Source organism: Flavobacterium sp. FlaQc-28 (assembly GCF_044007415.1).
Lineage (GTDB): Bacteria > Bacteroidota > Bacteroidia > Flavobacteriales > Flavobacteriaceae > Flavobacterium.
In genome coordinates, this window is sequence record NZ_JBIPCM010000007.1 from 125,871 (window position 1) to 151,513 (window position 25,643).

General features: G+C 31.0%; 23 protein-coding genes. 17 read left to right on the plus strand and 6 right to left on the minus strand.

Annotated features, from left to right (window positions below):
- Window positions 1-3: 3 nt before the first annotated feature.
- Window positions 4-471 carry a transposase gene (locus ACHRVL_RS17445; RefSeq protein ID WP_395414811.1) on the minus strand — a complete coding sequence of 156 codons (468 nt, stop codon included), beginning with the start codon at window positions 469-471 and terminating at the stop codon, window positions 4-6.
- 12 nt (window positions 472-483) lie between these two features.
- On the minus strand, window positions 484-894 hold the full coding sequence (locus ACHRVL_RS17450; RefSeq protein ID WP_395414747.1) for a hypothetical protein: 411 nt from the start codon (window positions 892-894) through the stop codon (window positions 484-486).
- Window positions 895-1,498: 604 nt separating this feature from the next.
- Between ACHRVL_RS17450 and ACHRVL_RS17455 the strand changes: the two genes are divergently transcribed.
- The 17 genes from ACHRVL_RS17455 (at window position 1,499) to ACHRVL_RS17535 (ending at window position 18,259) form a co-directional block, all read left to right on the plus strand.
- Entirely contained in the window at window positions 1,499-2,560 is a 1,062-nt protein-coding gene (locus tag ACHRVL_RS17455; RefSeq protein ID WP_395414748.1) for a sensor histidine kinase, read from the plus strand.
- Window positions 2,553-3,248 (plus strand): LytR/AlgR family response regulator transcription factor, encoded by a 696-nt coding sequence (locus ACHRVL_RS17460; RefSeq protein WP_395414749.1) that lies wholly within the window; start codon window positions 2,553-2,555, stop codon window positions 3,246-3,248. Before ACHRVL_RS17455 ends, ACHRVL_RS17460 begins: the two co-directional genes overlap by 8 nt.
- A 134-nt stretch (window positions 3,249-3,382) precedes the next feature.
- On the plus strand, window positions 3,383-3,943 hold the full coding sequence (locus ACHRVL_RS17465; protein WP_395414750.1) for a membrane lipoprotein lipid attachment site-containing protein: 561 nt from the start codon (window positions 3,383-3,385) through the stop codon (window positions 3,941-3,943).
- A 280-nt stretch (window positions 3,944-4,223) separates the two neighbouring features.
- On the plus strand, window positions 4,224-6,596 hold the full coding sequence (locus tag ACHRVL_RS17470) for a carboxypeptidase-like regulatory domain-containing protein (RefSeq protein ID WP_395414751.1): 2,373 nt from the start codon (window positions 4,224-4,226) through the stop codon (window positions 6,594-6,596).
- 5 nt (window positions 6,597-6,601) lie between these two features.
- Complete coding sequence (locus ACHRVL_RS17475; protein WP_395414752.1) at window positions 6,602-7,426, plus strand: DUF4249 domain-containing protein; 825 nt, start codon at window positions 6,602-6,604, stop codon at window positions 7,424-7,426.
- Window positions 7,427-7,484: 58 nt separating this feature from the next.
- On the plus strand, window positions 7,485-8,069 hold the full coding sequence (locus ACHRVL_RS17480) for a hypothetical protein (protein WP_395414753.1): 585 nt from the start codon (window positions 7,485-7,487) through the stop codon (window positions 8,067-8,069).
- Window positions 8,070-8,074: 5 nt separating this feature from the next.
- The gene (locus ACHRVL_RS17485; RefSeq protein ID WP_395414754.1) at window positions 8,075-8,929 is read left to right on the plus strand and encodes a lysostaphin resistance A-like protein; all 855 of its coding nucleotides are present in this window, start codon (window positions 8,075-8,077) and stop codon (window positions 8,927-8,929) included.
- Window positions 8,926-9,285 (plus strand): cupin domain-containing protein, encoded by a 360-nt coding sequence (locus tag ACHRVL_RS17490; RefSeq protein WP_395414755.1) that lies wholly within the window; start codon window positions 8,926-8,928, stop codon window positions 9,283-9,285. Before ACHRVL_RS17485 ends, ACHRVL_RS17490 begins: the two co-directional genes overlap by 4 nt.
- Before the next feature lie 165 nt (window positions 9,286-9,450).
- Window positions 9,451-10,215, plus strand: a complete 765-nt coding sequence (locus ACHRVL_RS17495; protein ID WP_395414756.1) for a leucine-rich repeat domain-containing protein — start codon at window positions 9,451-9,453, stop codon at window positions 10,213-10,215.
- Between the two features lie 35 nt (window positions 10,216-10,250).
- The gene (locus tag ACHRVL_RS17500; protein ID WP_395414757.1) at window positions 10,251-10,784 is read left to right on the plus strand and encodes a hypothetical protein; all 534 of its coding nucleotides are present in this window, start codon (window positions 10,251-10,253) and stop codon (window positions 10,782-10,784) included.
- Between the two features lie 23 nt (window positions 10,785-10,807).
- Entirely contained in the window at window positions 10,808-12,493 is a 1,686-nt protein-coding gene (locus tag ACHRVL_RS17505; RefSeq protein ID WP_395414758.1) for a CocE/NonD family hydrolase, read from the plus strand.
- An 84-nt stretch (window positions 12,494-12,577) separates the two neighbouring features.
- Window positions 12,578-12,970 (plus strand): VOC family protein, encoded by a 393-nt coding sequence (locus tag ACHRVL_RS17510; RefSeq protein ID WP_395414759.1) that lies wholly within the window; start codon window positions 12,578-12,580, stop codon window positions 12,968-12,970.
- A gap of 237 nt (window positions 12,971-13,207) precedes the next feature.
- On the plus strand, window positions 13,208-13,600 hold the full coding sequence (locus ACHRVL_RS17515; RefSeq protein WP_395414760.1) for a DoxX family protein: 393 nt from the start codon (window positions 13,208-13,210) through the stop codon (window positions 13,598-13,600).
- Window positions 13,601-13,798: 198 nt separating this feature from the next.
- Entirely contained in the window at window positions 13,799-14,410 is a 612-nt protein-coding gene (locus ACHRVL_RS17520; RefSeq protein WP_395414761.1) for a hypothetical protein, read from the plus strand.
- Between the two features lie 88 nt (window positions 14,411-14,498).
- Window positions 14,499-15,374 (plus strand): AraC family transcriptional regulator, encoded by an 876-nt coding sequence (locus ACHRVL_RS17525; protein ID WP_395414762.1) that lies wholly within the window; start codon window positions 14,499-14,501, stop codon window positions 15,372-15,374.
- A 198-nt stretch (window positions 15,375-15,572) separates the two neighbouring features.
- Window positions 15,573-17,378, plus strand: a complete 1,806-nt coding sequence (locus tag ACHRVL_RS17530; protein WP_395414763.1) for an alkaline phosphatase family protein — start codon at window positions 15,573-15,575, stop codon at window positions 17,376-17,378.
- Window positions 17,379-18,010: 632 nt separating this feature from the next.
- Window positions 18,011-18,259, plus strand: coding sequence for a hypothetical protein (locus ACHRVL_RS17535; protein ID WP_395414764.1), 249 nt, complete (start codon window positions 18,011-18,013; stop codon window positions 18,257-18,259).
- A gap of 20 nt (window positions 18,260-18,279) precedes the next feature.
- On the opposite strand, the gene ACHRVL_RS17540 is transcribed toward ACHRVL_RS17535, so the two are convergent.
- The 4 genes from ACHRVL_RS17540 to ACHRVL_RS17555 all read right to left on the minus strand — a co-directional run bounded on the left by ACHRVL_RS17540 (window position 18,280) and on the right by ACHRVL_RS17555 (window position 25,630).
- Window positions 18,280-18,795, minus strand: a complete 516-nt coding sequence (locus ACHRVL_RS17540; protein ID WP_395414765.1) for a hypothetical protein — start codon at window positions 18,793-18,795, stop codon at window positions 18,280-18,282.
- Window positions 18,796-19,210: 415 nt separating this feature from the next.
- A complete protein-coding gene (locus ACHRVL_RS17545) occupies window positions 19,211-20,857 on the minus strand; it encodes a glycosyl hydrolase family 95 catalytic domain-containing protein (protein WP_395414766.1) in 1,647 nt (548 codons plus the stop codon).
- A gap of 121 nt (window positions 20,858-20,978) precedes the next feature.
- On the minus strand, window positions 20,979-23,102 hold the full coding sequence (locus ACHRVL_RS17550) for a glycoside hydrolase family 97 protein (RefSeq protein WP_012026399.1): 2,124 nt from the start codon (window positions 23,100-23,102) through the stop codon (window positions 20,979-20,981).
- A 17-nt stretch (window positions 23,103-23,119) separates the two neighbouring features.
- Window positions 23,120-25,630: a glycoside hydrolase family 31 protein gene (locus tag ACHRVL_RS17555; RefSeq protein ID WP_395414767.1), complete on the minus strand. Its 2,511-nt coding sequence runs from the start codon at window positions 25,628-25,630 to the stop codon at window positions 23,120-23,122.
- Window positions 25,631-25,643 lie beyond the last annotated feature (13 nt).

Sequence of the window (25,643 nt, forward strand, 5' to 3'; positions counted from 1 at the left end):
GACCTATGCTACACTTTTGATTTTATAAAATTCTAGTTCCATTTCTTTACGTGTTTTATATCCCAAAGAAGAATGCAGACGTTTTCTATTATACCATACTTCTATATATTCAAAGACTGCTAATTTAGCCTCCTCAATAGTTGTGAATTTATGCTGATAGATAAGTTCTGCTTTAAGGGTCTTGAAAAAACTTTCAGCTACAGCATTATCCCAACAATTAGCTTTTCTACTCATACTTTGAGTGATTAAAGTGTTTTTATTAATCAATTTTCTGAATTCTATCGAAGCATATTGTATACCTCGATCTGACCCGAGAGCTTTGGTCGAATTGGCGAAGCAATGAAAAAGTAAAGATTCTGTTATTTCTCTTTTTGATACTGCCATTTTCCAAGCTGGAATAATAGTTTGATTGGTATACATTCGCGTGCTTAATGACCATCCTATAACCTGCCTGTCATATAAATCAATAATAGTGGTAAGATATCACCAGCCGGCAGCTGTTCTTATATAGGTTATATCAGACACCCAAACTTCATTGAGTGATTTTGGTGTAAAATTTCTATTGAGATAATTACTGCACACTGGATATCGATGATTAGAATCTGTGGTCACTTTAAAGCGTTTTTTAAGTTTACTTCTCCAACCATTAACTAGCATTAATTTAGCAACTTCCCTTTTGGATATTTTATACCCTTTTCTTTTTAGCTGTTCTGCTATTGCTTCGCCAATTCGAGCAAAGCTCTCGGGTCTAGGACTTCCATAAGTTTGACTGCTTAGTTCAAAAACTTCTTTTATTAAATCTGTAAATAGACTATTTTCTATGGATCTATTAGAAGGACCACCGCTGAACCATCTATAATAACTACTTCGGCTTACTTTTAAAACGCTGCACATCTTTTCAATAGGATATAAATGTTTATAGCTGACTATAAATTGGTAGATTTCCCATCGCTCTTGGAAAAGATGTGAATGGCCTTTTTTAATATCTCAAACTCTAATTCTTTTTCTTTAAGGGCTTTTCGCAATTCTTTTACTTCTAAAGAATCTGTCTCTGTTTTTTTAGAAATAATTGGTTTTGGATTAGTAAATGTCTTTTTAGAGGATCTCCACTTTTAAATACGCTCTACCAGGATACCTAGTTCATCTGCTAATTCTTTGATATTTTCTCGCTCGTAAATTAATCGTACTGCTAATGATTTAAAATCAGCACTGTGAACTCGTTTTTTCATATTTCTAAAATATTTATTTTTATTTAAACATTCTTAAAATTTATGTCCCAGTAAATGTAGCAACTCCAAAAATTGCACTGTAATTATGTGACACAAACTATTTAAATTTATCTTCTTGAATTTTGATTATTAATATTATACAGCTATTAGATTAATTCATAGGTTATTTACCAGTTTTGCAGACAAATATTGCCAGTTTGAATATATTTCTTTTAAATCACTATAAAATATAAGAACATTGTTCTTAAAATAAATTTACTTTTAATAAAATGAGAAAATCAATTATTATTATATTACATACTGCTTTCTGGTTATGTTATTTGCTTTTAATAGGAATAATTTTATCTGTTTATTATAGAAGTAGCAATCATGATATTGATCAAACTTCAAGATTATTAAATGCATTTAAATCGCTTTTCCTTTTTGCTTTATTTCCATCATTTATTACATTTTACTTATCTTATTTTATTGTTTTTCCAAAATACCTTCAACAAAAAAAGTATTTTATTTCTATACTTTTAGGCATTTTATTTTCATTCACATCTTCAGTTATAGCTTATATTCTTTTAAGATTTTTTATAGAATCAGGATACATGGTAGATATGGACAATGAAGGTGTAAATGGAAGATCTACAGCAATAAGAGTAATATTATTTATGAGTTTTATTGCCTCAATATCTTGCATCGCTTCTTTGATACTAAAAGGTTTTATTACTTGGGTAATTGAAATAAAATTAAAAGAAGAATTAAAACAAAAAAATCACGAAATAGAAATGACATTAATTAAATCTCAATTAGATCCTCATTTTCTTTTCAACACTTTAAATAATATTGATGTTCTAATTTTAAAAGATGCCAATGAAGCTTCTAATTATTTAATTAAACTTTCTGACATATTACGCTTTATGCTTTACGAAACAAAAACAGATTTAATTTTACTAATAAAAGAAATTGAGTACATTGAAAAATATATTGAATTACAAAAAATTAGAACTTCAAACAGTAATTATTTAAGTTTTCAAATTATTGGAAATCCATCAAATATTCTAATTGCTCCAATGATATTTATTCCTTTTATTGAAAATGCTTTTAAGCACAGTACAAATAAGAAAATTGACAATGCAATTGATGTTCAAATTACTATAAACAAGAATAATATAGAGTTTATTTGTAAAAATAAATATGATTCAAATCAAAAAATAAATAACAATGGCTTAGGAAATAATCTAATCCAAAAAAGATTAAATTTGATTTATCCCGAAAAACATACATTGGAAATCGAAAATAAAGCAAACCTTTACACAGTAAATTTAAAAATCAACAATGGTTAAATATTCTTGTATCATCATAGAAGATGAACCTTTAGCTCTCGAAAGAACGAAGAGTTTTGTAACTAAGATCCCTTTTTTAGATTTACGTGGTACTTTTGATAACGCACTAAAAGGACTCTCATACTTAAAAACCAATAAAGTTGATTTACTTTTTTTAGACATAAATATGGATGAATTGTCTGGTATTGAATTACTAGAAAGTTCAAGTATTGATTCACAGGTTATAATAACAACAGCTTATCAAGAATATGCAATAAAAGGATACGAACTCAATGTAACAGATTATTTATTAAAGCCTTTTACTTTCGATCGATTTTTAAAAGCAGTAAACAAAGCCCAAGAAAATCTTGTTCAACCATTAAATACTGCACAACAAGATTTTATTTTTGTAAAAACTGAAAATCGACTAGAAAAGATTAATATATGTGATATTTTATTTATTGAAGGGATGAGAGACTATCGAAGAATACATACGGTAACTAAAAAGATTATGACACTTCAAAATTTTAGTGAATTTGAACAAATTATCTCGCCTAACTTAGTTTGTAGGGTACATAAATCATATATGGTTGGCATAAGTAAAATAGAATCGGTTGAACGTATGAGAATACTAATAGCAAATCAAAGAATACCTATTTCTGAAACTTATAAGGACAACTTTTTTAAGATAATTAGCAATAAAATATAGTCTTTATTTTTATATTTTGCAGAAAGTAAATTCTAGTTTGCAGACAATTTATAATAACTAGCATAGTAATATTTATACCCTAAATAGTATTTAAGACATTTGTTTTAATATTAAAATTAAACAAATAAAATACTATGAAAAAAATAATTATGCTTATTTCTATTTTAGCAGTACTATCCTCATGTAGTAATGACAATAATAATAATAATAATAATAATAATCCTATAATAGAAGTTCCAGTACCAATTACTTCTGAAAACACATGGAAATTAGCCGATTATACATACACAAAAGCTGTGTCTAATCAACAGTTATCGGCATATACAAATGGTAACCCATTTACATTAATCAATATAAACTCCAATATAGTGAGTCTAAATGGTATATATGTGGCTTCAAGTCTTGATATCGCTTTTAATACAAATACTATTGGTACTTACACTATCAAATCAGCAGCAACATCAGGAGCTGAATCTTTATTAAAATATATGGACATTCAATGTTCTATAAGTAACAGCTCTGGAAATACTGCAATTTATAAATCTACTGATACGAATATCAATGCTACGGTTACTGAGGTTGATGGAAAGTTTGTAGTTAATATCCCAAATGAAGTTGTGCTACAAAGAACTTTTGTAAATGGTCTTGTTGATGCTCCTCAAACATTTACATTCAGATGCAATAAAGTTAGATGATAGAATATTTTGCGTTAAAGTGAAATAATACTTCTTAAAGCAAATGACGATTTATTAAAAAATAAATTATATGGGACATTCTCAACAAAACCTAATCATTAAAAGATGACCACCATTAGATGATGGATTTGCTGAAGAAATAAAACTTTTAACTATAATCCAAATTCTGAAACTGGAGACTACACACTTTATCGACAAAGAAAATAGAGAATTATGGAAAACGGAAGTAAATGGTAGTAAAATTCAAATGATAAGAGAGAATTAAAAATCAATCAAAAAAATGAACATAAAAATAGTAATAACATTATTTATTATAATGTTTATAAACACAATCCATTCTCAAGAAAAAATCACGATTAGTGGCACAATAAAAGATATAAATTCAACCGAAACTCTAATCGGAGTAAATATTTATATACCTCAACTTAAAATTGGTACAAGTACAAATACTTATGGCTTCTATTCGCTAACAATTCCTTCTGGTAATTATACAATGCAAATAAGTTCTTTGGGGTATCAGTATTTTGAGGAAAATATCTCATTATCAGAAAGTATAAAAAAAGATTTTAATTTAATTGAAGAGAGTCAAACTTTAGAAGAAGTTATTATCACAGAAAACAGAAAAAAAATTGATATTAAAAAACCCGAAATGAGCATAAATAAGCTTTCTATTCAAGCTATTAAGCAAATGCCAGTAGTTCTGGGAGAAGTAGATATTATTAAATCAATTTTGCAGCTACCCGGTGTTACAAGTGCAGGTGAGGGACAATCTGGTTTTAATGTGAGAGGCGGTTCAGCTTCACAAAATTTAGTATTACTTGATGAAGCCACAATTTACAATACGTCTCATTTATTTGGTTTTTTCTCCATCTTTAATTCTGATGCAATAAAAGACTTAAAATTATACAAAGGTGGGATTCCAGCAAGATTTGGAGGTCGCCTTTCATCAGTGTTAGACATCTACCAAAAAGAAGGGAACAAAGAACAATTTAAATTCTCTGGCGGAATAGGAATTATTTCAAGTCGTTTAATGGCTGAAGGACCTATAGAAAAAGGTAAAAGTTCATTTTTAATTGCGGGTCGAGGATCCTATGGACATCTATTTTTAAAATTGGCAAACAATAAAAACTCTGCATATTTCTACGATCTTAACACTAAATTAAACTATGAGCTCAATGAAAACAATAACCTTTTTCTCTCTGGTTACTTCGGTCGTGACTTCTTTAATTTTAATGGTGGATTTGCAAATACGTATGGTAATTCGTTTGTCAATGTGAGATGGAATCATTTGTTTTCAGATAAAATATTTTCAAATTTATCGCTTATATACAGTGATTATTATTATGGTTTAAAACTTGATTTTTTTGGATTTAATTGGAACAGTGGTATTAAAAATTTTAATCTAAAATATGATTTAAAGCATTATTTAAGTAATTCTACTAAATTAACCTACGGTATAAATGCTCAATATTATAATTTCAATCCAGGTAAAATTGAACCAATCGATAATTCTTCTGGAATAGTCGAGCAACAACTAGATAAAAAATATGCTTTTGAACCGTCGGCATATTTAGATATAGAACAAAAAGTAACTACTAATTTATCTATTAATTATGGTTTACGATACAGTATGTTTTATAGATTGGGTGAACAAAATGTTAATGTTTACCAAAACAACCAAGCTGTAATATATAATGATGAATTTGAAATCTATGAAAATGCAACTCCAATCGGAACAAAGTATTATGGCAAAAATAAAACAATAGCAAGTTTTGGAAATTTTGAACCTCGAGTTGCGATGGCATATAGTTTAAATGATAAAAATTCATTTAAAGTAAGTTACAATAGAATGGCGCAATATTTACATCTTATTTCCAATACAAGTTCTCCAACACCGCTCGATATATGGTCACCAAGTGATGACTTTTTTAAACCTCAAATTCTAGATCAATATGCTTTAGGTTTTTTTAGAAATATTAGGAACGATTCTTATTCATTAGAAATTGAAGCGTTTTTCAAAAAAGCAAAAAACATAGTGAACTATATCGATGGTGCTGAATTAGTGGCCAATAATGATTTGGAGCAAATTATATTAAATGGAAAAGCAAGATCATATGGTTTAGAAATGTTGTTGAGAAAGAATGAAGGAAGACTTTCAGGATGGATATCTTATACGCTTTCTAGAAGCGAACAACAAACTCCTGGCAGGAATGCAAATGAACCTGGAATTAATGATGGGAAATGGTATAAAACAGGTTTTGATAAACTGCATAACTTATCAGTTACTGCTACTTACAAGCAAAGTGATAAATGGAGCTTTGGTTCAATTTTCAGTTTACAGTCTGGACAACCAATTACGTTTCCCGATGGACAATATGAGTACGGCGGCATAATTGTACCAAGTTTTGGATTGCGTAACGAAAATAGACTTCCAGCCTATCATCATTTAGATATATCTGCTACATATACTCCAAAACCTAAAAAACAAAAAGGTTGGCAAGGCGAATGGGTATTTAGTGTCTACAACATTTATAATAGACTAAATGCTGCATCAATTAATTTTAGACAAAATGCAGACACAGGAACTAATGAAGCTGTTAAATTTTCAATATTTGGCATAGTACCTGGTGTAACTTATAATTTTAAATTTTAATAAAAATGAAAAAATTACTAATACTTTTATCAATTATTACTCTTGTAAGTTGTGAAGAAGTGATTAACGTTGATTTGACAACTTCAGAACCTAAATTAGTTATTGATGCTTCCATCAATTGGGCAAAAGGCACTTCAGGTAATGTTCAAACTATAAAATTATCTACTACCACAGGATATTATCAAAGGGAAATTCCAAAAGTTTCTGGAGCCACAGTATATATAACTAATAGTTCAAATGTAACTTTTAATTTTATCGAAGAAACAATTCCTGTAAACAATACGGGAAAATACACTTGCAGTAATTTTATACCTCTAATAGGCGAAACCTATCTTCTAACTGTTATATACAATGGTGAAACATATACCGCAGAAGAAAAATTATTACAAGCTCCTGATATTACTAACATTGAGCAACAAAATGACTTAGGGTTGAATAATGATCAAATTGGATTAAAAACAAACTTTAACGATATTTCAAATCAAGATAATTTTTATTTATTACGTTATGAAACTAATGTAACACCATTTCCAGAATATCAAATATTAGGAGATAAATTTAATCAAAACAGTAATATGGTTGGCTTATATACTAATGAAAAACTCATCGCTGGAAGTGAATTTAGTTGCTCATTATATGGTATTACTAAAAGATATTATAACTATATGACGCTTTTAATTGGTGCTTCTTCAGGAGGAAATAGTGGTCCGTTTCAAGTTCCACCAACAAAAGTTAGAGGAAATATTACTAACATAACAAATCCCAATAGCAATCCTCTAGGATACTTTCGCTTAAGTGAAACTGTAAGTCTAAACTATACAGTTCAATAAAGACATATAATATATTCACAAGTATAGAAGCAAACTAGACTCAGAAACAATTAAAAATATGAAACATATAAACTTATTGGCAATACTTTTTTTGATATCCATAAATTACTCATTGGCTCAAAAAAAAGTGGAATATGTATACCCAAAAGCTGAATTTGATAAAAGAGTTGTTGAAAAACTTCTAGATAACACAGGAACAAGCTCAATCAAAGGGACTGCTATGCTTAAAGGAAAGCACGTTGGCTATTTTATGAAAGTAGCAATTTTTCCTTTAACTGATTATTTTTCAGAATATTTAGAATTAGAAAAGCAGTTTGGCAATAAAGGAAAAAAGAGAGCAAGTATTTCACCAGAAGCACTGTCATATAGAATTATAACAAAAGTAGATGGAAATGATGGAACATTTGAATTCACAAATCTTAAACCAGGAAAATATTATATTGAAGGTTATTTAAATGTAGTAAAAGAGAAAAAGAGTGCATATTATGTAGGTCAAAACTCAACTACTTTTGAAGGTAGCTATATTTCTGGCCCACCCATTTTTCAGGAATTTAGTTATAATAAAATTAATGGGTATTACATTTCTGGTACTACAGAAATAGCAAATGATGGAGAAGTTGCAACAACAATTATTAAAAACTGATTATTATGAAAAATTCAATCAAACAAATCTTGTATTTCCCAATTACAAAAATAATTTTGGGAATAACTGTTTGCTTTTCACTATTTGTAGTTATACAAAACTTTGTTTTAAAACCATTTTTTTATAGCATTATTACAGATAAAAGTATTGCTGATCCAATTATTATTTTTATTTCCACAATACTATTAATAGTTAACTATTACTTTTTATTCCGCTTATATGATAAAAGAAAAATTACCGAACTATCCCTAAAATATTTCCCCAAAGAAATGTTCGGGAGTTTTATTTTTGGTTTTTTGACAATTTCATTATCTATTTTCATTTTATACTTATTAGGAAACTATCAGTTTTTTAGTATTACAACTACTCAATTCTCAGTAAGGACTTTCACTGTAATACTATTTGCTGCAATAGTTGAAGACTTATTTCATAGAGGATTAATCTTAAGAGAGATAGAAAATTGGTTAGGTACTCACATAGCCATTGTTATTGCAATGTTGGTAGAATTACAACACATTTCCAATCCCGATTTCAAACTATTTGATCTATCATTATATTTGATTTGGGGGTTTACCATGTCAATGATGTTTATATATACCAAAAGAATATGGTTACCTTATTTCTTCCATATAGGTTGGAATTTTGCTCAGCCTTTTTATGGCTCCAATCTCACAGGGGGAACTGACAACGGTACTATAATACAATCTAAATTTACAGGTCCTGAATTATTAACAGGGGGTGCATTTGGAATTGAAAATTCAATTTTTACTTTATCTTTTCTATTATTTATCGGTATAGCATTTTATTATCTTGCCAAAAAAGAGGGTAAAATTGTAAAAGGCAAATTGTTTAAAAGATGAATTTAAAAAATGCCTTTTTAGGTCTTGATAACTATTTTTCACCAAAGATTATAGGTGAAGTAAATGACCAATATATTAAAGTCGTAAAAATAAAAGGGCAAGAAGTTCCTTGGCATAATCACAAAAACGAAGATGAATTGTTCTACGTTGTAAAAGGGGCACTTCTATTGGAAATTGAAAATCAGCCAGGCCTGATACTGAAAAAAGGTGAACTGTTTATAGTGAAAAAAGGAGAAAATCACAGAGTTTCCTCAAAAGTTGAATGTTTAATTATGCTTATTGAATCAAAATCTACTGAACATACTGGTAAAGTTAAATCAGAAATCACAAAATCAATTGATGAACAAAAGTATTAAACAAAACGGTCAAAACTCAGCAACTTTTGAAGGTAGCTATATTTCTGGCCCACCCATCTTTCAGGAATATAGTTATAACAAAATTAAGGGCTAGTACATATCTAGTACTGCTGAAATAACAAGTGAAGGTGAAATAGTAAAAACAACCATAAAAAACTAATCGATATGAAAATGAAAAAATTAATAGCTCAATTAACACTTTTTTTTTGTTTTTCAGTTGTAAAGGCACAGACAATTAATATTCCTGATGTGGCTTTTGAAAGAGAACTCTTGACACAAGGAGTTGATTTAAATGGAGATGGAAAAATTCAAAAAAATGAAGCTCAAAAAGTCACTATTTTGTATGTCAAAAATCAAGGCATTAAAGATTTAGAAGGTCTTTCAAATTTCACAAACTTAATTGAGTTTGGTTGTTACGGAAATCAAATTAAAAACCTTGATGTTAGTAAACTAAAGAAGTTGCAGTATTTCTATGCTAATAACAACCTGCTTCAATCAATTAATATAAATGGTCTTGTAGAATTAAAACACATTTACCTTCATAATAATCCAGATTTGTATATTAATATTGATTTTTTACAATTCAAAAAATTAGAAGAACTACATATAGAAAGTACTCGTACTCCTAAATTAGATTTAAAGAATTTAAAAAATCTAAAGATTGTTGATGCAAGTAATTCAAGATTAACGGAAATAGAAATAGAAGGCTGCGATAACCTAGAACAAATCTGGTTAGAAAATAATCAGATAGTTTCAATTGATTTTAAACAACTTACAAAGATTAGCTTTATAACATTATCATACAATCCATTGAAAACAATTGATATTAGACAACTGAAGAACTTAAAAAAATTTAGTTGTTTAGATTGCTATAATCTTAAACAAATAAATACTAGTGGTTGTAAAAATCTTGAACCAATTTTATGGTAATAGATTAAATAACTTAATAATTAATATTACAACAAATGAAAAAATTTAATTTAAGATTCCTTTTAATAGCAATATTATTTTTTGCTTTATTTACAAATTGCAGCAATTCCAATGATGAAAACTCCAACACAAACTATCATTTAGAAATGAAAATAAATGGCGAACCAAGAAAATTTAATCAAAATCTTTTTTTTGCAAAAAATAAGAATCCAGATAATAGTAACATAGAGTATATTGGAATAGGCGGCTATAAAGGTAATCCTAATGAAGAAGGAGACCAATTTAGTTTTGAAATAGAATATGTAGATAATAATATAACTATAGGGACGTATTTACAGCCAATAGCAAATGGTAATCCAAATTATGATCTAGCAGCTAATTATTCTAATAATGTAACTCAAACGTATTTTAGTAGTTTATATCTCGATCCTCAAGAATTCAAAATAACTATTACACAAATTTCGGATGTTTCTATAAAAGGTACTTTTTCAGGAAAAATGAAAAATGAAGAAACCCATGAAGTTATAGAAATAACAGACGGCAGATTTATGGCACCTATCATACATTAGAAAAAAGAATTAAATCAAAAAAAATGAAGTATTTAGTATATTTATTTACCGCATGGGTATTACAAGTAGAAATGTATGCTCAACAAACCAATACAAATGAGAGTGTTTACATCATTCAAGATAGTGTCTCTATACCAACTAGATGTGGAATAGACATTTCTGCTATAATTGTTCGCAAAAAAACAAACTCACAACCTTTACCTGTTGTTCTTTTTTATACAACCTATTATCAAGGTAAGACAGACGATTTTTTTGCCAAACTTTCAGCAAACAGAGACTATATAGGGATCGTTGCTTATGCACGAGGTATTCGCACCAGCATAAAAGAATACGCACCTTATGAACACGAAGGAACGGATGTTTATGATATTATCGACTGGATTAGTAAACAAAGTTGGTGTAATGGCAAAGTAGGAATGTATGGGGGTAGTTATTCTGGCTATTCGCAATGGGCAACGGTAAAAAACATTCATCCTGCTTTAAAAACTATTGTGCCTCAAGTAGCAGTCATGCCAGGTTTTGATGCCCCAATGGAAAACAATGTTCCTTATGGAAACATCTTAGGTTGGGCAAATGATAATATATACAAAAACAAACCCTACGATAGAGGTTTAGTTTTTGAATGGTTTAATAAAGGAGCTTCATTTAGAAGCTTAGATAGTCTAGGAAGTCAACCCAACCCTATTTTTCAGAAATGGTTACAGCATCCGGACTATGATTCCTATTGGCAATCGATGGTTCCAACTCCTCAAGAATATGCAGAAATAAATATCCCAATTCTTTCAACAACTGGCTATTATGATGGTTCACAAATTGGAGCAATTCAATATTTTAAATTACACAATAAATACAACAAAAATGCAAATCATTATTTTGTAATTGGACCCTATGATCATTGGGGTGGACAAAGTAAACCCCAAAAAAATCTAATGGGCTATGAAATTGATCCTGTTGCTAATATAAATATGAGAGAATTGGCTTTTGAATGGTTAGACTATATTTTAAAAAATAAGCCAAAACCTGAATTACTTAAAGACAAAGTAAATTATCAAGTAATGGGAACAAATGAGTGGAAACACACACCATCATTGCAAGAAATAAATAATGACACATTAACCTTCTATTTAGACCATAAAATATTGGTTAACCAAAAACCTAAAAAGAAAGAATTCGAAAAACAAACTGTAGATTTTAAAGATAGAGAAAGTCAAAATAATTATTACACTCCTGAAATTATTTTTGATACACTTAATGCAAGTAATGGATTAATCTATAAAACAATACCTTTAGAAAGTGACTTCGTTATTAGTGGTTCATTTACAGGAAATTTATTTGCAACAATCAATAAAAAAGATATGGACATTTCAATGGCTTTGTATGAACTATTGCCAGATGGAAAATATTTTTTTCTTACTCGCTATGTAGGCAGAGCAAGTTATGCAAAAGACAATACTAAAAGACAACTTCTAAAACCAAATAGAAAAGAAAGTATTCCTTTTAATAACACACGATTTATAAGTAAAAACATTAGCAAAGGAAGTCAACTTGTTATTTTGCTTAATATTAACAAACATCCATTTGAAATTATCAATTATGGCTCTGGAAAACCAGTTTCAGAAGAAAATATCCAAGATGCAGAAGAACCTTTACAAATAAAATGGCATAACAAAAGTTATATAAAAATTCCAATTTGGAAACATAAAGAATAACAATATGAGAAGTTAGCCGTCATTGTACGTAAAACTTCAGAAATACATAACAAATCATAAAAATTAAATTTCAAAAAAAAGACAATGATAAAATATACTTACACAATTCTATACGTTGAAAACGTAACAAAATCAATCGAGTTTTATGAAAAATCATTTGGTTTTTCCCGAAAGTTTGTAACCAAAGAAAACGATTATGGTGAAATTATAACAGGAGAAACAACAATTTCATTTGCTTCAAAAAATCTTGCAAACTCAAATCTGAAAAATGGATTTTTAGAAAGTGATTTAAAAAATAAACCTTTTGGAATTGAACTTGGTTTTGTGACGGAAAATGTTGCAGAAACAATTGAAAACGTAAAAAATAATGACGGAATAATTATTGAGGAACCAAAACAAAAACCTTGGGGACAAATTGTTGCATATATTAGAGATCTTGATGGATTTTTGATTGAAATTTGCACTTCAATGGGCTAAAATAACTGAAAATACTAACAAAAAAAGAAACTATAAAAGATTTAAGACAAGTTCCTGGCGTTAGAATAGGTATAGAATTAACCATTGATGTAGGTATATTAGCAGGAAGTCAAGCAAAACCAAGCTAATCAAATTTTCAAATTCTTTTTAATTTAGAAAAATATAAAGAGATAAAACTTTTGATGAGGAAACTGAAAGAAAATCACGAAAACTAAACTGATTTTAATTAAAAAAACAATGAAAGTTCTAAACAACAATTTTATACTACGAATTGCAGTAGCAATTATTTTTCTATCACATAGTTTGCACGGAATATTTACAGGTAATGATGTGAACGACTTTGGGCGACTATTTTTAGATGAAATTGGTTTTTCCCCTTTTGGTGTAGCCATAGCTTGGACAATTATTATAAGTCAAATTATAACTTCTATTCTTCTACTAACAAACAAATACACAAGAATTTCTTGTATCATTAATATTTTAATTTTAATTGCAGGAATTGTAACAATTCATTTTCAAGAGGGCTGGTTTGTTGTTGGAGCAGGTCGCAATGGAATGGAATTTAGCTTTATACTAATTGCTGTTTTGCTAACAATAATATTTCAAAACGAAAAAACAATGAGTATCTAATGATTTTGAAATCAAATATATTAAAAAATGAAACTCATAATAAAAACTGTATTAATACTTGTAATCTCAGTTATTATTTAAAGCTGCAACTCTAAAAAACAAGAGTCATCCAAACCCAAAGAGGTTTATAAATCCACCATTATATTTTCATTTGAATTAGTTATGAAGACAATTAACATATACCCAATCTCATATAAAATGATTACAAAAAGAATCCATTACATTTCTGGTGTAATAATTTCGTTATTTGTTAGCTTTCATTTAGTTAATCATGTCTTTAGTGTTTTTGGAGTAGAAAAACACATTGAAATAATGAAATCTATGAGACTTGTTTACAGAAATATTTTTATTGAAACAATACTATTGAGTGCAGTTGTGATACAAATTGTTTCAGGAACCAAAACGGTTATTCAATATCGAAAAAAAACAAATTCAAAATTTGAAAAATTAAGCATCTATTCAGGTCTATATCTTGCATTCTTTTTTATTGTTCATATAGGTGCTGTCATGATAGGGAGAAGAATATTAAAGCTCGACACTAATATCTATTTTGGAGCAGCTGGCTTAAATATCTTTCCTTTAAACTTGTTTTTTATTCCATATTATTCAGTAGCAATAATGGCATTTTTCAGCCATCTATCAAGTATTCACAACAAAAAAATGAAAAATAAAATATTTGGTTTAACTCCAAAAAATCAGTCCATTGTAATAATAATTTTTGGCGTTTTAGTATTGCTATTAATCATTTATGGACTTACGAACCATTTTAATGGAATGATCATTCCTGAACAATATAATTTAACAATATGAAAAACATTTATATCAGTTAACTTTTAGTAATAACAGTTTTAGGATGCAAAACAGTAAAAAATGACAATTCAGAAATATTGGTAAAGACATGAAACATTTTCAATTTGTAAAAAACAAGTATGGCAAAGAATTACTAATGGACATTGGTAGTTATAATGATATTTCAAACTATTTTTTTGAGCCAATACTACATACCACAGATTTTTATGAAATAATATTTTTTTCTAAAGGAAATGGTTTTTTAGAGCTTGATAATCAGAAAATTAATGTGGAAAATAATACAGTAATTTTTATTTCCCCATTTCAAAATAGAAAATGGCATTTAGATAAGTCTAAAATTGAATGCCATTTTTTGTTTTTTAAGGATGATTTCTTGTCTAACTTTTTTTCAGATAAACTATTCTCTTTTAAATTACAGTATTTCTATAATAAAACAAAACCGTTATTTATTAAAATTTCTAACACACATTTACTGAAATTTCAAGTGATGTTTCAAGATATACTTCTTGAATTAAAAGATTTCAAGTCCGACAGTGAACATATTATTAGATCATTACTATATTTTACGCTAATAAAATTGAATAGATTTTATTCTGAAATACATTTATTGTCCTCTGAAACAGAAAATAATACAACATCATTTATGTTCAAACAGCTTTTGCAAAGTGAGATTAGAAATAACAGAACAATCGATTTTTATTCTCAAAAACTTGGAGTGAGTAGAATAACATTAAATAAATGTGTAAAAAAACAATTTGGTATGACCTGTTCTGAAATGATTGACGAGTTTATAATGTTTGAAATCAAATCTATGTTGGCATACTCAACATTAAATATAAGCGAAATTGCAAATTTGTTTAACTTCTCTGAATCCAATCATTTGACTAGATTTTTTAAACGACATTCCAATATAACACCCAAAGAATATAGAAACAATTATCAAAATGGTAGTAATATTATCTAAATGATACTGGTTTAAAAAGGTATTGACAATAGTTTTACAAGAAATTTAATCAAGAAAACTATGTCATTACAAAACAATAAAATTAGAATTTCCAATAAGGAGTTATCCAATATAGTTACTTTTAATTGCATTTTATTAATACTGTTATTTTTAATAAGTAGTCATACAAATGCACAAACTCCTAAAAAAAGAGTTGTTATGATTTCAATAGATGGTACACCAGATTATCTTATCGATAAATTCCTAGATGATGGAACGCTTCCTGCTGATGGTGCTTTTGCACGAATGAAAAAAAAAGGTGCTTATGCTGAAACAGTATTGCCTATAAATGTCGCTTCTACTGGACCTTCTCATATTTCCATTTTTACAGGAGCTTCTCCATCTAAAACAGGAATTGTTGGAAACACATTTCGAAATAATAAGCAAAATTGGTCTAGTCCAAAATTATCTGCTTTTAGCCAACCAATTGCTGCTGAAACAATCTTTCAGGCAGCAATGAGGCAAGGGAAAAAAGTGATGACTTTAGCAGGTGTAGGTTTAGACTACACCAACAAAAACCGAATGACAGATTATATGCTTATGTACCCAGCAATTTCGGGTCCATCCTTAATAATGGATTTAGAAATTACTGACAATGTAATCAATCAAATGGATACCGAAAATTTTATTAAATTAAAAACAACAACGAAAAGTCCATCAAAAGCTATTTTTGAAGTTTCAGGAAATTTCAAAATACCACTATATTTTTATCTAAAGGATCGAATGTTTAATCCAATGTACTTAACTAATCAACCTACTGAAATTTTTATTGATACTGATACTGATTTCAAAAACGGTTATTCAGCAATCGTTAAATCCGAAGGTTGGACAGGAATGGAAATTGTGAAAAATGGTAAAAAATACAATACGTCTTTCAGAATTTTCAAAGCAGACGAAAAAACAGGTCAGTTTCAACTTTTTATGACGGCTCCAGCAGAAGTTTATGGTTCTCCAAACGGATTTTTAGAAAAACTACAATCAAATTGTGGTTTATGGCCTGGTGAACCTGAAAATAGAAAACAAACAACTGGAATGGTATCAGAAAAAATTTGGTTTGAGCAACTAGATCGATTAGCAAAGTATTCAAAGGATTTAATTCTAACAGGAATGAAAGAAAAAGAATGGGATTTACTATTTGGATATTTTTCTACACTTGATGATGTGCAACACAGATATACACTTACAAATTCGCGTCAAATAGATTATAAAGCAGATAATGGTAACCGTCCACAAATTTATGCTGAATATATAAAAAAAAGATTTCAAACTATTGATAATTATCTACTTGAGATTTTTAATACAGCTCCAAAGGAAACCAATTTCGTTATTTTCTCTGATCACGGAATGATACCAATTCACACCACTTTAATGCTCAATAACTATTTTGAACAAGCTGGTTTTAATGATGGTAATCAAAATATAACATCAGTATCTAGCGGAACGGCTGCACACATATACATTAATAAAGAAAAAATAAAAGCCGTTGATTATGAAAAGCTATTAAAGAAATTGACCGAATCCCTAAAGTCATTAAAAGACAATAAAACTGGAGAGTCAATTTTTAAACTTGTTGCCAATCAGCAGCAGCAAAAAAAATATGGTCTCTACAATGAAGATTATTCCGGTGATTTATTCGTGAGCTGTAATGCAGGATATTCAATATCCGATAAATTGTTACCTGAAGTAAACTTTTTTGTGCAAAACTCATTTGACCCAAAAATGTTTGAAAGCGAAAACGAGGCAACTAAAAATTTTCTTTTGAATGGTACAATGAACGAAACTGGAAGAGCCGTTCACGGTTGTTTAGCAACTTTTCGTGAAGGACAGTCTATTTTTTATGCTATCGGACCAGATGTCCCAAAAAAGGAATTAAAAAACTTTTATTCTTTGCAAATAACACCAACAGTTGCAAAATTATTAGGAATTAAACCTCCAATGAATGCGGAACAAAAAAGCAGTTTTTAAATAACTTATAATAACAGATAAATATTAAAGAGAATCAAATAAAAAAGTCAACTTGAATCGCAACATTAGTCTATTTTAAGCTGGTACTCAAACATCAATTTAAAAACTAATTAAGCAACCAATTACATCACAATGAGGCCATTTTTTTAATATAGTTTGTTTTTTTTGTTGTGCTTCAAACGAGTGCTCAATTAATGAACTCCAAATATTTAAATGGAAAGGTTATTGCAAATGCGGACGATTTAAGTACAATTAACATTGAAAATCTTAAAACAAACCTAACTTCTTCAATAGAATTTGATGGTTCTTTCATAATACCAGCCAATGAAGGAGATACATTAAAGTTTTCTTCAATTCAATTTAAAAGATTAAAAATAAAATTAAAAAAAGAAGATTTTAATGAAATTAAATTTTTGATAAAATTAGAAAAACTGACTTATTTTTTGAAGAAGTTACAATTATTGATACAAAAAAATAAGCGCAGTTAGTTTAGGGATAACTTCAAAAGGGGTAAAAAATATACCCCTGCGGAAAGAAGATTATATACAGCAACTGGTGGTGGCAATAAATTTGGCACGAAAACTACTGTCTCATTTGATGGTATTCTAAATGCTATTTCAGGAAAAACAACAATGCTGAAAAAAGAAGTAAAAATAGAACGTAAAGAATTTACAATCAATAAAATAAATAGTTTATTCGATAATAATTATTTTATTGAATCCTTAAAAACACCAATAGAATACGTCAATGGGTTCAAATATTATATTGTAGAAAACAATGATTTGGTCAATTCAATTACTATCAAAAACTATTCATTAACTAAATTTCTTATTGATAATTTGGCTTTAAAATATCTGGACACAATAAGTTTTAAAAAATAAAAAAATGTATCAATAAAACATCAAATTATCATGAACACCAAAATTAACATACTGTTATCAAACGCAAGTGATAAAGGATTATATGCTCCTTTTTTCAAAGGATACATTTGTCCATTAATTTCTTGATAAAATTCAACTCCTACAGCCAAAAACAATGGTTTTAAACTTGCTGGACTAAGAGTATTTACTTGGTTAATTGCAGCAGTAGCTGTATTGTCCCAAGGCAAAATTGCAGTTTCAGAACTAGAAACTACAAAATTTTCCGTTTCAAAATCAACTTCTGCACCTCCAGAAATAATTTTAAAATGAGTAGTTCCACATGGAGCTGAAATCATATTTGCAGGAATAAAAGATACTAAATCAATTTTAATTTCTCCAGCTGCACAGTCAATAGTTGCCAAATAAGAAGCAAACAGAGAAGTTCCAAGCTTACCACGAATATTGAATTCAAAACCAAATAACAATTCAGCTTCTCCATCAATAACGTTTCTCAAACCTCTATCGCTTATCAAATCCGCTTGAATAACTTTGACCATTCGCCTGAGGTTTATAAAAAAGTATCACTTATTAAACTTCATTCTACATACTTTTTACATCAATAACCAGTTCAATAAATGAATAATAATTTCGGTAATCACTTTGTTTAATCATCTAATTTTCATAGATATGTACTATAAGATTTCGAAAAATTTGCACGTCATTTATATATGCAAAAGCGAGACTCTAGGAGTTTTAAAGATATTAAAACAAACAATATCAATCGGTTAGAAATGGATGACAAATTCCTCATTCTCCGCTAAGAGCTTAAAAGAGACTTTAAAAAGTTTACAATTAAAGATATAAATTTATGGAAGCACTGCAGATCTTAATATCTGCAGGGTTTTATATTTTATATGCATTCTTATTTATAGTATATTTGTAATACAAAAAAAAGAATAATACTACTGTCTGTTAATTCGTTAGTATTTTAATTTTTGTGAATGATTTAATATTGAAATAGCAAAATTGAATTTGGGTGCAGAATCGGTGCATTAGGTTCTTCGAAATTAGAATTTTATCTGCAATCAAAGTCCACTCTTTGGGAGCTATGACACCCAATACAGTTGCACATTTAGATGCATACTGCAGATTTCTGATAGCTGTTCCGTTCGTATAAGCATTGTTGTCAATATTTTCAGCCCATTCATCTGCTGCAACGACATTCTTTATTTCATATTCTCCTTTATCATTCTTCTCTACTCGGCTCGCCCAAAATTCAGCAGTTGCTTTTAATATCGGCCACCCTTTTTCTTTCAGCCATTCCTTGTCACCTGTAACAAGATAATACTGCCAGGCAGCAATGGCCACATCTCCTGTTACATGATGCTCAAAAGCTCCCGTTAAAGCATTCACCGGAGTTTCTTCTGCTCCGGAATCTGCACTTTCCCAGGGAAACATTGCGCCATCATATCCATAAATGGCAGCTTTTTTACGTGCTGCATCCAGCCTCTGATAACGATATTCAATCATGCTTTTTGCTATTTCAGGATGAAGCAGCAGCATGGGAGGAAACATCCAGATTTCGGTATCCCAAAACACATGTCCGTTATATCCAAGCCCGCTCAGCCCCATCGGCGATGGAGAAAGAGATGTGCTTTTTCTTGTGAAAGAATAGAGATGATAAAGCATGCTTCTTATATCCTGTTGCGCTTGGGGATCTCCTTCTACTTGGATATCACTCTGCCAGAGGCTATTCCATTCTTGCATATGTCTGTTTAAAAGCCTTGACTTTCCTTCTAAGGCTGCATAAATAGTCAGCCTTTCAGCTTCATTATAAGGATCATTTATATGATCTGATGATATAAGACTGCCTATCAAAGCAAAAGAATAAGTCTTGCCCGCTTTTATTTTTTTGTCAAATGACATTGCATGCATATCAGCGTCATTCATTCTGTGCAGGATCTCAGGTTGCAGCTTTTTCCCTTCATCAAAAAGGAATGTATTTGAAACAGCTATTTTAGATCTTCCTGTGGGCGTAAATGCAACAGAAGTCAATAATGGTATATTAACATGGGTATTTGTAATATTCTGAAAATAATTCTGCTGGTTGTTAAGTGAAGAGGGAGTCTCCAAAAGATTCTCTACGTTGATTTCGGTATCTTTTTGCGTATTTATATTGACAACCATCATTATACAATGCGGAAGATGACGCAAAGCATAGTATGAATATGTTACAGTTGCTAAATCCTTAAATTGAAAAGACCCCGTGAAAGCCCCATTGCGCATATCCAGTTCCTGCTTATAATTATTAATATTATAGGTCTGCACAGATTCACCATTAAAAGCCAGTTTCATATTCAGCAGATTGTAATTTGGAATGAAACTACTGACCCTTCCACGCTTGTAGATATCGTACGTTCCTGCCAATACTACTTCTTTCACTTTTAAAGGCTCCGGTGACGATATAATTCCGATCATGCCATTAGCCACCGTTTCTCCATAATAATTATTGGAATCCGGTTTATCTGCCGAAAGCTTCCACGGATCCTGGCTATACAAATAATTGCTGCCGCATAACATCAAAAAAAAGAAAACATGATTAAATATGTATTTTTTCATCTTACTTAAGGTTAAATATTCAAGAGGTTAGTTATAATACATAAAGATCGCTGCAGTCTGTTTAACAGCAACGATCTTTAAAAAACTAATTAATTAAATTTTTATTTTGTTTAGGTCTTTATCACTTTTTTTTTGCTGCATCAGCTACAGGATAAAAACTAATAGCATATCCTCCACCCGAAGCCGAAAATTGCGAAAGCTTTGAATTGCTCGTAACAACAACTTTACGGATTGTGTAGGCCTGGGTATTAGTTTTATAATTTGCGTCTTTAGCATCAGCATAAATTACAGCGGTATACTTTTTCCCTTTTTCAAGAAATCCAAGATCGATATTGGACACACGCGCTGTTTCTCCGTTTACATTTCCTAAAAACCAGTTGTCAGTTCCTTTGGCCTTTCTGGCTACTGTAATATACTGGCCAGGTTCAGCTTCAAGATATCTGCTGTCATCCCAATCCACCGCAACATCCTTAATAAATTGGAAAGCATCTGCAAAACGTTCATAGTTTTCAGGAAAATCTGCCGCCATCTGCAATGGACTGTACATCGTTACGTAAAGCGCTAATTGATTAGCAATAGTAGCGTTTACATGTGAACCATTTGTTACATCCATTTCAAAAATTCCCGGAGTATAGTCCATCGGTCCACCAATCAGTCTTGTAAAAGGCAGTATTGTGACATGGTTTGCATTATTTCTGTCATTACCGAAAGCCTGATATTCGGTTCCACGTGCAGCTTCATTTCCGATAAGATTTGGATAAGTACGTGCAATTCCAGTCGGACGGACTGCTTCGTGCGCATTTACCATAATTTGATAATCTGCTGCTTTCTCAATGGCATATTGATAATGATTATTTGTCCATTGGCTGTAATGCGTCTCACCAAGCGGAAGTATATTGCCTACATATCCACTTTTTACAGCATCGTAACCATATTGCTTCATCAATTTGTATGCAGCATCCATATGACGCTCATAATTACGTACCGCCCCTGAAGTTTCATGATGCATAATAAGTTTTACCTTCTTTGCATGTGCATATTCATTTAATCCTTTTATGTCAAAATCGGGATATGGCGTAACGAAATCAAAAACATAATCTTTCTCATGGCCAATCCAGTCTTCCCAGCCTTCGTTCCATCCTTCAACCAGCACCGCATCAAATCCATTTTTAGCTGCAAAGTCTATATATCTTTTCACATTGGCGGTAGTTGCGCCATGTTTCCTATTTGGTTTGGCTTTAGAGAAATCGGTAACGCCAAGCTGAACAGAAGGAAATTCATCAGTGTAAGACCAGGTACTTTTTCCTGAAATCATTTCCCACCATACACCCACATATTTTGTTGGTTTGATCCATGATGTTTCTTGAATTTTACTTGGTTCGTTCAAGTTATAAGTCAATTTCGAAGCCAAAATGTTACGTGCATCATCACTAACAATAACAGTTCTCCATGGCGTTTTGCAAGGTGCCTGCATCTTACCCTTATCCCCATGTGAATCAGGCGTCAGCCATGATTCAAATACAAAATTTTTATCATCTAGATTAAGATGCATGCAGGAATAATTAATTAATGCAGCTTCATGCAGGTTAATATACAATCCATCCTGGCTTTTCATCATTAGTGAAGTCTGCACGCCGGTTGGAGAGAATGACGTCTGCGAAGCATTTCCTTTTGTATATGCTTTTTCCATCAGGCCTCTTATTTCAGAAAGTTTTGAAGTACTATAATTGTATTCCTGCGTATCATAGTCTCCGGGAATCCAATAAGCGGTATGGTCTCCCGCCATAGCAAACTGGGTTCGTTCTTCCTTAATGGTGAAATAAATCAGGTTATTTTGCTGGGGAAATTCGTAACGGAAACCCAGTCCATCATCAAAAAGACGAAATCTAATGATCATTTTTCTATCTGTTTCTTTTTGGCTCAGGCTTACAGCCAATTCATTATAATTGTTTCTAATTGATGAAACTTCTCCCCATACAGGTTTCCAATTTTCATCGAAAGAACTAGTTTTAGTGTCTTCTATTTTAAAATCATTTAATAAGGACTTATTATCATTTTTAAGCGTAAAACCTAACTTGCTTGCTTTTATAACGTCTTTTCCTTTATAAATTAATTTATAAACCGGAGTACCGTCTGCCTCCAGGGAAAAGTGCATTAAAAAGTTGCCGTCAGGCGATTTTAAATCCTGTGCATTGGCAGTAAAAATGCCAAACCACAAAATAGCGGTGAGAAAAAAGTGTTTCATTGTGAGTATAATAGTATTTAATTTTTAATTGTGATTACTGCATTTTTTCCTGAATCAGGAATTCTTACTGAGATAACATTTTCAGCTTCATTCCAGCTCCAGTTTATTTTTGTAAAATCGGCTTCAATATTTTTCTCCAAAACATGCGGTTTAACATTTTTAAGTTTTTCTCCACCTGCAAAAACATCCTTAGGTTTGTTCGATGCATGAATTTTTAGAATGAAATTTCTTGGGCCGGCAGGACTATATCCTTTATATTCACGCTCACCGACAGTAATCTTGATTTCTTCATTTGAAGCCTTTGAAGTTATCTTGGTTTTACAGAAGACATCTCTTTCGTAATCACGGCTTTCTCCGTCGTCTTCATAGAATGTAAAAGAGGTTTCTTTATTTAGATTACCTGGAAAAATGTCAAATGTAACCGGATATACTTTCTTTTCATCAATATACTGCATTACAGGCATCTGTGGAATTATGCTCCCTTTCTTCACAAAGACAGGAATTGTATTCAAGGGGGCATCAACAGTAATCCATTGCTCTCCTTTATACTTAGTTTTGCAATTATTAAAATCAATCCACTCTCCTTCAGGAAGGTATACATCTTTAGTAACAGCACCTTGTTCTACGACCGGTGCTACCAAGAGTTCTTTTCCAACAAGAAACTGCCCATTTAATTTAAATGTTTCTTTATCATTCGGATATTCCAACAGCAAGGCTCTCATGATCGGCAGTCCCGTATCGTGAGCTTCGCGGGCATATGTATATAGATATGGGAAAAGCTTGTATTTTAATTCTATACTTTTTCGGCTTATATTTTCTGCCTCCGTTCCGAATTTCCATGGTTCAACTGCGTTTCCACCTTCATGATGGGCGCGGCTCAATGGGGTAAAAACACCAAACTGCAGCCATCTTACATATAATTCTGCCATAGCATCATAATCCTTTATATCCCCGCAGTACCCTGAAATATCGCAGGTCCAAAACGGAATTAGCCCCATCCCTGCAGAAAGACCTACAGGAATCTGATTGGCCATTTGTTTCCATCCATCCAGCACATTGCTACCATTTCCTGAATCACCGCTCCATCCAAAAGTATAACGCTGCAACCCCGCATAAGCCGCTCTGGTCATTTGAAATATTCTTTTATTTGGATTATGCTTATAAAACTGCTCTGTAACCACCTTATCCCAAGTAAAACCATAAACATTATGAATCTCGTTATGCATTCCAAGATGATGTTTCATATTGAGTCTGTCAACAGCATCTTCATTGCTCCATGCTGGTTCTCCCATATCTGTCCAAAATCCGCGAACTCCATCGTTTAAAGGTTTCTGCTGATAGCTGCCCCACCAATCTGCCACCTCAGGTTTTGTAAAATCTACAACCCCGCAATTGCCTCCCCAAGGCCATGGCATATCATAAGATTTGCCTGTACGGACATCTTTTACCAGATGACCAAGTGCATCAGCCTCTTTCCATTGTTGCTGGTTTGCCTGTGAAATAACAGGATCCTGAGAAACAATCATTTTAAAGCCCATATCACTTAAATCTTTTACCATCCCTTTTGGATTGTTATAATTGTTTTTTCTCCAGTCAAAATCCTGCAGCCCTTCTGTCCAGCCAATATCCTGATAGATAATATCGCATGGGATTTTTCTTTTTCGGAACTCTGCAGCAATGTCCCTGGCCTGATCTTCACGTGTATAATCTCCTCTGCATTGCGAAAAGCCCAATGCCCATTTAGGCGGCATAATCGGTTTCCCTGTTAAGGCAATATAGTTTTGTATTATCTCCTTGTAGTCGTTTCCAAACATAAAGTAGTAGACCATCTGCCCAGCCGGCGCTTCAAATGAATAATAGTCATTACTCTCACTTCCGAACTTGAATTCTGTCTTATAGGTATTGTCAAAGAAAATTCCGTAACGGTAACTACTCATAAAAAAAGGAATACTTTTGTAAAGCGGATCTTCATTAACGCCATAACATGGCTGATCGCTGTTCCACATTTTATAAGCACTTCCACGACGATTCAGGTTCCCTGATTTTTCACCCAATCCAAAAAATTGTTCGTCATTTCGTAAGACTTTATTGGTTCTTATTTTGCCATTGTCATTAACAAATCCTTTTTCAGCATAATCACTGAAAAGAAGTTTTTGATACTTGTCAAATATCTGCAACTGAAACGGAGCCTTATTTACCCGTATCCTTAGTTGCTCTGTAAAAATTTCATAGGTTGATGGTTCCTCCTTTACAGTAACATTTCCTTTCCAGCCCAGATCTTCTTCTATAACTGCAAAAGATTCATTATTCCTGACAAAATTGCCATCAGCAGATGCCCAGATTTTAACGACTTCCCCGCTGCATAACTGAAGCATGATTTTTGAATTATTAGCACAGCTGAAAACTACTTTATTTCCTTTTACTGAATAAGCGGTGCAATTCCCCAAATACTGCTCTTTCTTTTGCGAGTATGCTTGAGAAACCATAATACAGAAAATTACGCAGCAATAAAAAATAGATTTTTTCATAATATAACATATC